10 protein-coding genes are annotated in these 12,851 nt (G+C 40.5%); 7 read left to right on the top strand and 3 right to left on the bottom strand.

Annotated features, from left to right (window positions below):
• Positions 1-12: 12 nt before the first annotated feature.
• Both I858_RS02540 and I858_RS02535 read left to right on the top strand, forming a co-directional pair.
• Positions 13-2,400 carry a heavy metal translocating P-type ATPase gene (locus I858_RS02540; protein WP_049695033.1) on the top strand — a complete coding sequence of 796 codons (2,388 nt, stop codon included), beginning with the start codon at positions 13-15 and terminating at the stop codon, positions 2,398-2,400.
• A 112-nt stretch (positions 2,401-2,512) separates the two neighbouring features.
• On the top strand, positions 2,513-3,694 hold the full coding sequence (locus tag I858_RS02535) for an MFS transporter (protein WP_049695032.1): 1,182 nt from the start codon (positions 2,513-2,515) through the stop codon (positions 3,692-3,694).
• A gap of 41 nt (positions 3,695-3,735) precedes the next feature.
• Here the strand turns inward: I858_RS02535 and I858_RS02530 are convergent, their stop codons facing one another.
• The 3 genes from I858_RS02530 to I858_RS02520 form a co-directional block, all read right to left on the bottom strand.
• Positions 3,736-4,056 (bottom strand): DUF5658 family protein, encoded by a 321-nt coding sequence (locus I858_RS02530; protein WP_049695031.1) that lies wholly within the window; start codon positions 4,054-4,056, stop codon positions 3,736-3,738.
• A gap of 341 nt (positions 4,057-4,397) precedes the next feature.
• Entirely contained in the window at positions 4,398-5,954 is a 1,557-nt protein-coding gene (locus I858_RS02525) for a GNAT family N-acetyltransferase (protein WP_049695030.1), read from the bottom strand.
• A gap of 17 nt (positions 5,955-5,971) precedes the next feature.
• Positions 5,972-7,087 (bottom strand): NAD(P)/FAD-dependent oxidoreductase, encoded by a 1,116-nt coding sequence (locus I858_RS02520; protein WP_049695029.1) that lies wholly within the window; start codon positions 7,085-7,087, stop codon positions 5,972-5,974.
• Positions 7,088-7,255: 168 nt separating this feature from the next.
• On the opposite strand from I858_RS02520, the gene I858_RS02515 reads away from it, so the two are divergent.
• The 5 genes from I858_RS02515 (at position 7,256) to cls (ending at position 12,814) form a co-directional block, all read left to right on the top strand.
• Positions 7,256-8,101: an MBL fold metallo-hydrolase gene (locus I858_RS02515; protein ID WP_049695028.1), complete on the top strand. Its 846-nt coding sequence runs from the start codon at positions 7,256-7,258 to the stop codon at positions 8,099-8,101.
• 168 nt (positions 8,102-8,269) lie between these two features.
• Complete coding sequence (locus I858_RS02510; protein WP_049695027.1) at positions 8,270-9,535, top strand: glycosyltransferase; 1,266 nt, start codon at positions 8,270-8,272, stop codon at positions 9,533-9,535.
• Entirely contained in the window at positions 9,477-10,196 is a 720-nt protein-coding gene (locus I858_RS02505) for an HAD-IIB family hydrolase (RefSeq protein ID WP_049695026.1), read from the top strand. The genes I858_RS02510 and I858_RS02505 overlap by 59 nt, the downstream gene beginning before the upstream one ends.
• Before the next feature lie 184 nt (positions 10,197-10,380).
• Complete coding sequence (locus I858_RS02500; RefSeq protein ID WP_049695025.1) at positions 10,381-11,211, top strand: squalene/phytoene synthase family protein; 831 nt, start codon at positions 10,381-10,383, stop codon at positions 11,209-11,211.
• A 148-nt stretch (positions 11,212-11,359) separates the two neighbouring features.
• Positions 11,360-12,814, top strand: a complete 1,455-nt coding sequence (cls, locus tag I858_RS02495; RefSeq protein WP_049695024.1) for a cardiolipin synthase — start codon at positions 11,360-11,362, stop codon at positions 12,812-12,814.
• Positions 12,815-12,851: the final 37 nt, after the last annotated feature.

The raw sequence follows: 12,851 nt of genomic DNA, 5'->3' as shown, positions 1-12,851 counted from the left end.
AGGTGGAATACGATGAGTACTCAACAAACTGAAGTAGCGATTACTGGCATGACGTGCGCAGCGTGCGCCAACCGTGTAGAAAAAGGACTACAAAAATTACCGGGCGTTCAAGAAGCGACGGTTAACTTTGCTACAGAAAAAGCTAATGTCGTATTTGATAATGAGCAAGCATCAATGACTGAAGTACAGAAAAAAATCGAACAATTAGGATATGGCGTGCAACAAGAAGAAATTGACTTCTCTATCCAAGGCATGACATGTGCCAATTGCTCTGCACGTATTGAAAAAGTATTAAACAAAATGGAAGGTGTTCAGCTGGCCAATGTTAATTTGGCAATGGAAACAGGGCACGTGTCGTATAGCCCTGGAACTGTGACACCAGAAGATTTTGTTAAACGTATTCAATCGCTCGGCTATGATGCTGTACTTGAACAAGAAAGAGAAGCAGCAACCGATCACAAACAACAAGAAATCAAAAAGAAAACACGACTATTCTGGATTTCTGCAGCACTTTCCTTCCCGCTCTTATGGACCATGTTTAGTCATTTTTCGTTTACTTCTTGGATGTATGTGCCAGAAATTTTAATGAATCCACTTGTTCAATGGGCGTTAGCAACACCGGTCCAATTTATTATTGGGGCTTCTTTTTATAAAGGTGCCTATTTTGCTTTGAAAAACAAATCCGCCAATATGGATGTGTTAGTGGCACTCGGAACTTCGGCAGCTTATTTTTATAGTGTTTACTTAGTGCTTGCCAATTGGAGCACAGAAAGCACTATGGGCTTGTATTTTGAAACCAGTGCAGTGTTAATCACTTTAATTATTTTAGGTAAAGTATTTGAAGCAAGAGCCAAAGGTCGCTCTTCTGACGCCATAAAAAAACTAATGAAACTACAACCTCAACATGCACTCGTTGAACGTGGCGATGAATTCATCAGCTTGCCGATTTCAGAAGTCAAAACCGGAGATATTTTGCTGATTAAACCCGGAGCCTCGATTCCAGTAGATGCTGCGGTTCTTTCAGGACACTCAGCAGTTGATGAATCCATGCTGACAGGTGAAAGTTTACCGGTCGATAAAGAAGCTGGGGATGCAGTGTTTGCCGCGACCGTCAATTCTAATGGCTCGCTTCATATTCGTGCAGATAAAGTTGGTAAAGATACAATTTTATCGAACATTATTCGTGTCGTCGAGCAAGCACAAGGCTCTAAAGCACCGATCCAACGACTGGCCGATCAAATTTCCAGTGTCTTCGTTCCAATTGTTGTAGGAATTGCAGTGTTAACGTTTATCATTTGGTATTTCGTAGTGTCTCCAGGAAACTTCCCGACTGCTCTTGAAAGTACCATCGCGGTTCTCGTTATCGCATGTCCGTGTGCGTTAGGTCTTGCGACACCGACTTCTATCATGGCAGGATCCGGACGCGCTGCTGAACAAGGCGTGTTGTTTAAAACAGCCGAATCTCTTGAGAATACAAAACATATCGATACCATCGTATTAGATAAAACAGGCACCATCACCAACGGTCGTCCTGTCGTTACAGACTTTGTTCCGGCAGACGGAGTCGATTTAGACGAATTGAAGAATATAGCGGCTAGTGCCGAAAATCAATCCGAGCATCCTGTCGCGCAAGCCATTTCTGATTATGGTGAATCTAATTTGACTGTCAGCTTTTTTGAAGCCGTTCCAGGACATGGTATTCGTGCAACTGTAGCAAATCGTCAAGTTGTCATGGGGAACCGTCGGTTGATGGACGATCTCGTAATTGATGAGGCGCAAGCGGTTGCTCTAGAACAAGATGGAAAAACCGTTATGTTTATTTCGGTAGATGGTCACTATAGCGGACTCGTTGCTGTTGCTGATACGGTGAAAACAACCGCTAAGCAAGCAATTCACGAAATGAAGGATATGGGATTGCATGTTGTCATGTTAACAGGTGACCAAGAACAAACTGCGATGGCAATCGCTAAACAAGTCGGGATTGAAGAAATATTCGCTGGCGTGTTACCCACTGAAAAAGCTGACGTTATTACCAAACTTCAAGCTCAAGGTAGACATGTTGCAATGGCTGGAGACGGCTTGAATGACGCCCCTGCCCTAGCCAGTGCCGATGTTGGCATGGCGATGGGGACAGGAACTGCGATTGCGATGGAAGCTGCAGACATTACGTTAATGCAGGGAGACTTGATGAGAGTTGTTGACGCCGTTCGAATGAGTCGATTAACGGTTCGGAACATTAAGCAGAACTTATTCTGGGCGCTTGCTTATAACACAATCGGCATTCCGATTGCAGCAGCTGGTTTGTTAGCTCCTTGGCTTGCAGGTGCGGCTATGGCATTTAGTTCAGTCTCAGTTGTTATGAACGCCTTACGTCTACAACGTGTTAAATTAAATAAATAATCATTTTCTTAAGAGGACCTGAAATGGGCCTCTTTTTTATTGGTATTGTTCTAAAAGAACAACAAGGGTAAAATGAAGACATCGTCTTTTCAGAAAGTAGGTATTCTTCATTATGAAAAAAACCATCCTGCTATTGATGTCCGTTCAGTTTTTTGTTTACTTAGGATTTGGCATTATTATACCAATTTTACCGGAAGTAATTGTACAGCAAGGCTATGCTGAAATTCATGTAGGTGGCTTGATCACCATTTATGCCTTGTCTTCTTTTTTTACTGCACCGCTATGGGGAAGACTTTCTGACAGCATGGGACGTAAAAAACTCATTCTTATTGGGCTGGCTGGCTTTAGTTTAAGTTTTTTCTTATTCTCGTTATTTCTCAATAATTTAATGCTGTTGTATGTTTCGCGTATTGTAGGAGGCTTGTTCTCTGGTGCACTTTACACAGCGGTAACGGGTTATGTAGCAGACATTACATCAAATGAAGACCGCAATAAATACATGGGTTTTCTTGGCATGTCGATTGGTCTTGGCTTTATTTTTGGTCCGGCAATCGGTGGATTACTCGGTTCAGTATCACTATCTTTACCGTTTACAGCTTCGGCTTTATTGGTGTTATTACTAATGGGCTATGCAAGTCTTGTGCTAAAAGAACCTATTCGAAAAGGCGAGGCCGTAAAACGAGCTCTTTTGCCAAAAGGATCAAGTACGCTTTGGCAATTCCGAATCCGTTATTTGTTTTTAATGTCTTTTATGGTGACCGTTTTACTAGCAGGATTAGAATCGACTTTCCAGTTATTTCAAATCGATCAAATCAACATTACTCCGCTCCAACTTGGTTATTTGTTTGTTGCCAGCGGACTTGTTGACGCAGCAATTCAAGGTGGTGTCGTACGCCGCATAAAAGATGGTGCTGAAACAAAATGGATCATGGGAGCACAAGTTGTTACAGCTCTTGGCTTGGTTATTCTCCCTTTTACTAATAGTTTGATCTTCGCAGGAGTTGCCCTCAGCATCTTTACTGCCGGAAACGCCCTTTCTCGTACAGCATTGGTGTCGCTAACATCAAAAGAATCGGGAGGCAAGTACGGTACAGCTGCTGGGTTGACTTACTCGATGGACAACTTGGGGCGCATTATCGGTCCTTTAGCCTTTACGTCGCTTCTCACCATGCAAGCAGGCGGAATTTATTATTTATCTGCGGCTCTAGCAATAGCCAGCATCTTGTTAATTGTACTATTTGGCGCTTCCACCAAAACTTTAGCTACACCAAAAAAAGCCAACGTTTCTGCGTAATTGGTATACTTAAAATGAGCATCGCTTCTGGCGGTGTTTTTTTATGTTAAGAAAAGAGTTAGCCAATAAAAATGAAGTACTAAGATAGACATGTAAAGTCCATTTACCAAAATGAGTGTACAGCGCCATACACGGGATTGAACGTTTACTAAAGAAGTAAAAAGAAAGCTAAACAAACAAAGAGACAACAGGATTTTCATCATTAATAGAGCAATCGGAGAAAGACTCGCTAACAATGGATTCCGTTCAGTTATTACACCAAACGACAGCCCCATATATGTTAATAAGCCATCCATAAGATTCAAGATGATCAAGCCCCAAATGTGCTTTTTTAATGGCACGTGAACCTTAGTTGCTGTCATATTCGTTCCTCCCTATTGAACAAAATCTATGTCCTTAGTAATGGAGTACCCTTAAATCTAAATATTCAGACAAAAAAATAAGGTATTTGTTCATAGATTTTGGTGCTGCGCTAGTCTAAAGCCATGCATTTCACTAAAAAAACTGGAATTCATCATAAAGATGCTTTCCAGTTAAACTTCTTCTTTTATAAAAATTTCACTTCATGAGGATTCAGCCAGTAAAGAACTTGTTGAAAAACATGCATTGCTTGCAAAAGAATGAATAGCGCCAATGCTAATCGTTCCGGATAAAATATTTATTTTAGAAGTATACAAAAAAATTGCAACATCACAAAAGCCCATCACTTAGCGTGATGAGCTGTTTTTTTTGCATGATAACGTTGATAGCCAGTATAAAATTCGAGAAAATGCTGCCAGTCTTTTTCAAACTCTGGTTGAATGCACGACACTTGAAACAACTCCCGAGCTTTCAAATAGCCACTGACCGAATGCAATTCAAATCCTGATAAATGTGCATCTTCCACTAAAAACGGCATCTCCTCTGCGATTTTAAACGTGCGTGCTGTCGGATATCCTTGTGCTATCACTGCCCAATCTTTTGTATCTTCTTGTAGTTTTTTTACACGCTCGTCCAATTGCTCGTACCTTGCAGGATACACTTTCAATGCACGGCGGAAGCTTTCCAACAAACTTGCAGGAAACGTAAACGGAATGCTTGTGGCGTAAAGTCCAAGGTCCAAATAGCTTGGTAAACTAGCGTCTGGTTCTAATGGATGGCGAGCAAACACCAGCGCAATGCCACTCATTGTCCCCAATGCTTTGCCACTTGTTGCTGTTGCAAGCCAAACATCTTTTAACGACAACGGCACCGCACCAAAACTACTGATGCAATCTAAACATAGGTTGGTGTTTTGCTGTTTACAAATATTGGCGATTTCTTGAAAATCATTTAATTGACCTGTTGACGTTTCACCATGCACCATAAGCAACCACCCAAACTTGCCGGATTCTAGGTAGAGCGAAATGTTTTCGATTTTAAAGCCTTGTCCCCATGCTTGTTCTATTACTTCAAAATCCAAGTTTAAACGCTTTGCTTGATCGACTAAACGTTTGCCAAACTCTCCATTTACTAAAATAAGCCCTTTTGCACGCAGTCGTTTAATTTGTGCGAGCATGGCTTCGTTTGCTAGTGTGCCGCTACCAGAAAGCAGGAGAGGTGTCATTCCTGTCATTTCTTCTAACATACCATCTACTTCTTGACGAATTTCGTTAAAAGCAGCGGACCTATGAGATATAGGAGCTTGTTGAAAAGGACTGGCCAATTCTGGCGTCAGCGCAACAGGACCGGGTAAAAACAAGCGGCGTTTTGCTTGTAGTCTAGCTGCAACAGAGTCATTGTACTGGCGACGCGTCGTGACCATTGGAACAAATATAGCTTCTCCAGTCCCCATTGGTTCTGCAAATGCTTGAAAACCAAGTTGTTTGTACAGTTTTAACTGGCGGACTGTTCCAGAAATCACAGCAGAGTCAAAACCTTGTTCGAGACAGTAATCAGACAAGGCTCGTGCTAAAAGGAAAAAGACCCGTCCATTGCGATGTTCTTTTCGAACAGCAAGCAAGCGAATCTCGCAAACCTTTCCAGCATTCGGTAAAAACGCTTCAATCGATCCGATTTTGAGATCTAAAGAAAATGGTCGTTCAGAACGCAACGCAATCATTCCGACTACTTGTGTATCAGCCAACACAATCAAATACGTGTTTTGTTCATGAAAAGGATCAATCCGCATGCCACTGCTATTTACCTTGTGTTGCGGAATTTCTTCTACAAAGGTTTCATAGTTTAAGCGTGAAATTTCGTCGAACTCTTCTTCTGATCGGGCGATTTTACACCAATACATAATTCTCCCGCCTTTCTTCAGCTCTTGAATGCATCTGCTACTTGATAAAGACTCAAATCAATATCCACAGGTTCCCCAAGTGCTAATTTGGCTAGTTGTTTTCCTAAATAAGGTCCCGCTGTCAGGCCAGAAGCCCCCAAGCCATTTGCTGCAAATAGGTTTGGATAATTAGGAACTTGACCAATAAAAGGTAGCGCACTTGTCGTCGCAGGGCGAAATCCTGTTACAGCTTGAACTAATTCGGTTTGGCCAAGCCCGGGTGCGGCCTCTAATGTTTTATCGAGAATGTGATGAATTCCCGCTGCTGTTAGTTTTTCATCAAACCCTGCCCCATTTTCATGTGTAGCTCCAGCAACAATCCGACCATTTGCAAAAGGTACGATGTATTGACCATATGGAACCATCGCAACCGGCCAATCGCTTGTTGCTGGATCTTCCGCTTGCAACTGTAAAATTTGTGCTTTTTGAGGCACAATATCTAAATCTAGCCCCAGTGGCTTGAACAGCTCAGCTGCCCACGCGCCTCCTGCCGAGACAATGCGGTCTGCAACTACTTCCCGTTCATTTACCCTCACTCCAACTACGTGAGAACCTTCAATTACTAATTGGGCATCGCCTGTTATCCGCCTAGCTCCTAATTTTTCAGCCGCTGAAATTAGCGCATCTCGCATGGCTTTGCCATCTACTCGGGCAGCGCCACTCACCCAAAGCGCACCGTACTGTTCTGTCGCATAAGGAAACAACTTTCGTGTTTCTTCGGATGATAGTCTTTTGACATCTCCCATTTCGGGTGCATCTACTTTTCGCTCATATGCTTTTTGTTCCATTTTGTCCAATTTACTGTCTTCATGGATGCTGACAATGCCTACTTGTTTATAACCAGTATCAGTTTCTCCTAAAGCTTCAAGCTCACAAATCAATTCCGGATAATATTTCGCACCATTTTTCGCTAGTCCATACCATGCTTTATTTCTCCGTTGCGAAATCCACGGGCAAACGATGCCTGCTGCCGCTCCCGTTGCTTGCCCTTTATCTCCACGGTCTACTAAGATCACAGATGCTCCCGTCTTTGCTGCATGATAAGCTGCAGAAGCTCCTAAAATTCCCGAACCAATAATTAATAATGATTTCATTTATCCACCTAGTTTCCACAAGTCTTGTATCTTCATTCTAATGTAGTGCACGAAGAGACTCAAACGCATATCTCGAATTCCCTTACAAGATTGGATTTAGATTTTATTTTTGGGGTAAAGTTATATAGTAGAAGTTAACCGAAGTTATTTAGAGGAGGAGTCAGACTTATGGAAAAGAGTTCATCAACTGAAAGCATTTTACCTATGACATCAATTCGGAGTGGTTTTGGAAGTGAAATAGCTCCTGATGTGTATTGCTATACCACACAAGTCGCAAATGTTTTTTTTATTGGTAATCCCACTGTTAGCAATGAGTGGATTTTAATCGATGCCGGTATGCCGCATTCTGCAACTAAAATTCTGAAAGCAGCTGAAAAACGTTTTGGACCAGAACATCAGCTAAAGTCCGTTATATTAACACATGGTCATTTTGATCATGTCGGAAGCTTGATTGATATCTTATCGGAACGTAAAGTACCTGTTTATGCACATCCGCTTGAATTTTCTTATTTAAAAGGCATAACGGATTACCCACACCCCGACAATACTGTCGAAGGTGGATTAGTAGCTAAAATGTCGAGTGTTTTCCCAGTTAAAGCTATTGATATTTCTACTCATATTCATGAACTACCATCAGACGGTAGCATTCCACACATGCCAGGATGGCATTGGATTCACACGCCGGGTCATTCAGAAGGACATATTTCGCTATTTCGATCACAAGATCGACTGTTACTTGCTGGGGATGCTTTTGTAACGGTAAAGCAAGATTCACTTTATAAAGTTCTGCGTCAGAAAAAAGAAATTCACGGACCGCCGGTTTATTTAACAACCGATTGGCGTGCAGCTTGGGAGTCTATCTGCAAACTTGCTGACCTTGAACCGTCTATTGCAGCAACTGGTCACGGCAAGCCAATGACGGGTGCTGCGCTTGCAAGAGGGTTGGTTGACTTAGCAGAAAATTTCCAACAAACCGCTGTACCTAATCACGGAAAATACGTTCACACAAAGTAAAGTTGAGTAGTATAAAAACAGGACAATATAGTTGTCTTGTTTTTTCTTTATTTTTTTAAAAAAGAAGCTAGAGAATGTAAAAGGTTTCTAAATCGATAAAAAAGGGTAAACAGTCGTTATGACCTATGTCTTCTAAACTAAAAGTAACATCAAAGGAGTTGAGCTTTAATGAGTAAGAAAGCATTATTTATTTCCGATCATGGTGATCCTTTAGCGAAGCTCGGTGGCCAGCAAGCTGGTGGCCAAAACAACTACGTAAAGCAATTAGCTCTAGCGCTAGAAAATAAAGGTTGGCAAATTGATATCGCCACTCACTGGTCTGATTCTTCAGAACCACAAATCGAAACATTAGGAGTTGCTTGCAGGGTCATTAGACTCGAAGCTGGGCATAAAGGATTTGTTTCTAAAGACGATATGTATTCCATGCTTCCTGCTTTTTATCAAGAATTGAAAGAGACAGTAAATCTAGCTTCTTATGATATTGTTCATACTCACTATTGGCTATCGGGTTTAATCGGTAAAAAATTAAAAAAAGAATTTGGACTGCCGTATGTTCATACTGCACATTCACTTGCTTGGGCAAAAGAGCGCGCAACAGGCGTTCATGATCAGCGCCGGATTAGTGCAGAAGGAGTCATTTTGAAAGACACAAATCAAATACTGGCTACTACTAAAAACGAAAAACAATTGATCAAGTCTTTTGTTGACTCACCTTCACCCATCCAAGTTATCCCCATCGGAGTAGACCAAGCCTTTAAAGTACGTGGCAATCGAGCGCATTTACGCAAAAAATTAGGTTATGGCCATCCCCTCTTTGTCTTTGCTGGAAGATTGGAAGTAACAAAAGGTATTTTCACTTTGTTAGAAGCCTTTCAGTTGTTAACAAACAAAAATAATGGTACTCATACACCACGTTTGATTATTGCAGGCGGAGATGCTGAAAATATCGATCTGGAAACAAAATTACCAAAAGATCAAAAGTTGCGTGATGCGATTAAAGGCATTGAAGATCGCGTCGAATTTTTAGGACCACAAACGCAAGATGAGCTAGCACTATTATTTAATGCAGCCACAGCTACGATTGTACCAAGCTTCTATGAATCGTTCGGAATGGTTGCCGCCGAAGCACAAGCTTGCGGGAGTCCTGTCATCGCTTCAGATGTCGGCGGATTAAAAAATGTGGTACAAGACGGCATCTCTGGACTTCTTGTCGAAACGAAAAGCGAAGTTGATTTAGCTATCGCAATGGACGTCTTATCAGCAAATACGCTGTTAGCAGAGCGTTTGAGTCGACAAGCTGTTAAAATTGCTAAAAAAGACTTTGACTGGGATGCGATTTCTTCTCGCATAAGTTCATTATATGAGGTGATTATCGATGCAAAAAGCAACTCACTTATTGGCAACAGATTTAGACGGAACACTCGTCGGCAATAAAGAGAGTTTGTTGATGTTACTAGATTTTTATAAAGAGCAGACATACAAGGTGTCGTTGATTTATATTACAGGCAGACATTACAAATCTGCTTTGTCTCTTATTAAAGAAGAAAACTTACCGGTTCCTGACGTGCTTATTACAGATGTTGGAACCGCAATTTATAGCGGTCATTCACTACAAGAAGATTTAGAGTGGAAGCAGCGGCTAGAGCAATCATGGGTACCTAAACACATAGAAGTTATCGCTAATGGTCTACAAGGTTTAACTTCTCAAAACCTTCCTGTTACAAACCGCTGCTCTTATTACGCTACCGATGCCGCTGTAGTAGAAACATTACGTGAAACGCTCGAGAAAGCAGAGATTCCACATAAACTAATTTATAGTGGAGGACGCGATGTCGACATTCTGCCTATGGAAAGCGGCAAAGGACAAGCGCTTCAATACATTCTTGACAAGTACCAATTAAATAACGCCAAATTATTAGTAGCTGGTGATTCTGGAAACGATATCGAAATGCTGACAATGGGTTTTCCATCCGTTATCGTGGGAAATGCACAAGCTGAACTTCTTGAACAAGCTGAACATTCATTTGTTTATCGTGCTACAAAAGAATATGCTGCCGGCATTCACGAAGCTTGGCAACATTTTTATAAAGAATAACTCTTCCCTTTTGAACAAGTAACACCTGTTCAAAAGGGTTATTTCTTGCTCAAATAATTGGCTTACAAGGTAATCGTTTGTTTTTTTATCTAGATGGTTTATATTTAGTAGGAAGCTATTTATAATTAAATGATTTTTCATACATATTTTAATTAATGTCAAATCACAACAGGAGGAAATTGAGATGAGCAAAGTTTCGAATCTACAAAAAGAATCCTTGGTCATGCTAAAAGAAACTAGCCGGACCTTTTTCATCCCAATCAGCTTTTTAGAACCTACTTTAAAAAAGACGGTCGGCTCTGCTTACTTATGCATGCGCGCTATCGATGAAATTGAAGATCACCCGGAATTAGAAGACCAAGCCAAAATCAAATTATTAAGTACCATTCAGCACATGCTAGAAACCGATTTTAATGAGTTGACCTATTTGGAGTTGGTCACACCTTATCGAGATTTCCTACCACCTGTCACGATGCGTTTAGCTGATTGGATTAGTGTTTGCCCTGCAGACATTAGAGAGAAAGTCATGGAATCTACTGCTATTATGGCTGGTGGCATGTCCAAATGGGTAGAAAAAAACTGGGTAATTCAAACTAAAGAAGACTTAGACGAATACACTTATTATGTAGCTGGTCTTGTCGGCACAATGTTGTCAGACATTTGGCGTTGGTTTGATGGAACAGAAACAGATTCAGAACACGCGATAGCTTTCGGGCGTGGTTTGCAAGCCGTTAATATGCTCAGAAATTACGATGAAGATTTTGAGCGTGGCGTGACATTTGTTCCTGACGGTTGGACGCGTGAAGATATGTTCAATTATGCAAAAGCTAATCTAGCAAAAGCTGACCTTTATGTAAAACCAATTAAAAACAAACGCATCTTGATGTTCTGTAAAGTTCCATTGGCATTAGCCCACAGCACGCTCAAAGCGTTAAAATCCGGAAAAGAAAAAATGAGTCGCGTTGAAGTAGAAGGTATTGTAGAACAGTTAAAACAAGAAGAGCGATTAAGTTAACTATCTCCAGCCTTATCTTTTTAATAAGGCTGGATTTTTTAAATCATTCAATGATTAATTAGTATAAAATTTTCCAGTGCGCTATTACTTGTGACGAGTTACGTTTTATCATTTGTATATATTCGATTTTCAAGTTAGGAGACTTCCAATGACTGTAACCATTCTCAGTATCTTTACTGCGTTGATTTTTATATTGAACATTCTTCTTGCAGCCGCTCTCGTATTTTTAGAAAGACGAGATGCTCCTACTACATGGGCATGGCTATTGGTCTTATTTTTTATTCCTATCTTTGGTTTCTTTATTTACTTACTTTTAGGAAGACAGTTACGAAAAAAGACATTATTCAAATGGGAAGATAATAAAAAAATTGGGATTGAGAGCTTGATTGCTCATCAAATGAACGAGCTACTTGATGAGAATTTTGAATTTGTAGATCCTAATACAAAAAACTATGCGGATTTGGTCTATCTTCACTTGCGGAATAACGGTGCTTTACTAACAGAAGACAACAGTATCGAAATCTTTAATGATGGAAGGAAAAAATTTGCATCACTGATTAAAGACATTCAAAATGCCACTGATCATATTCATGTGCAATATTATATTTTCCGATTAGATGAATTAGGAACAGAAATTGTTAATGCATTAACTGCAAAAGCAAAAGAAGGCGTTAAGGTCCGTTTACTTTACGACGATATGGGTTCTCGACGTTTGAGAAAACGGCATTTTAAAGAGTTAATTGATGCTGGAGGAGAAGTGGAAACTTTTTTCCCTTCTATTTTACCTATTATTAATCCACGTCTAAATTACCGCAATCATCGCAAGCTCGTTGTAATTGACGGACAAGTTGGCTATATCGGTGGATTTAATGTGGGCAATGAATACATTGGGTTAAGTCGAAAGTTTGGCTACTGGCGCGACACTCACTTGCGTGTTGAAGGTAGTGCACTTAATCCATTACAGACACGTTTTATTCGAGACTGGAACCAAGCATCTGTCAGTCAAGACATTGAGTATAAAGAAACTTTTTTCCCTACCCGAACCACAAAAGGAAATACCTCTATGCAAATCGTTTCTAGCGGCCCTGATGAAGATTGGGAACAAATTAAAGATGGATACGTGAAAATGATTAACTTAGCAAAAGATTACGTTTATGTTCAAACCCCTTACTTTATACCAGATGCGACCTTTTACGATGCTATTCGCATCGCCGCTTTATCAGGCATCGATGTGCGAATCATGATTCCAAATAAGCCCGATCATCCCCTTGTTTACTGGGCCACTTACTCTTATGTGGGCCAAATGCTAAGAGCCGGTGCACGTATCTTTATTTACGATAACGGCTTTTTACATACAAAAATGATTGTAACGGATAATAAAGCCTCTACTGTTGGCACTGCCAATATTGACGTAAGAAGTTTTAAGTTGAATTTCGAAGTAAATGCATTTATTTACGATGAAAAGGTGTCTACAGATCTTGCAGAACTTTTCCATCAAGATATGAAACTTTCAACTGAGTTAACGTACGAAATGTATTTAAACCGTACACGTATGATTAAAACAAAAGAATCGCTCGCTCGTTTAATCGCACCTATCTTATAAACTATTTGATCGTTTAACAAGCTGCTTTTGATTAATC

This window comes from Planococcus versutus, from assembly GCF_001186155.3.
In the GTDB taxonomy this organism is placed as follows: Bacteria; Bacillota; Bacilli; order Bacillales_A; family Planococcaceae; genus Planococcus; species Planococcus versutus.
Note: the sequence above shows the minus strand (reverse complement) of the source record. Positions and strands in the feature narration are given on the sequence as shown.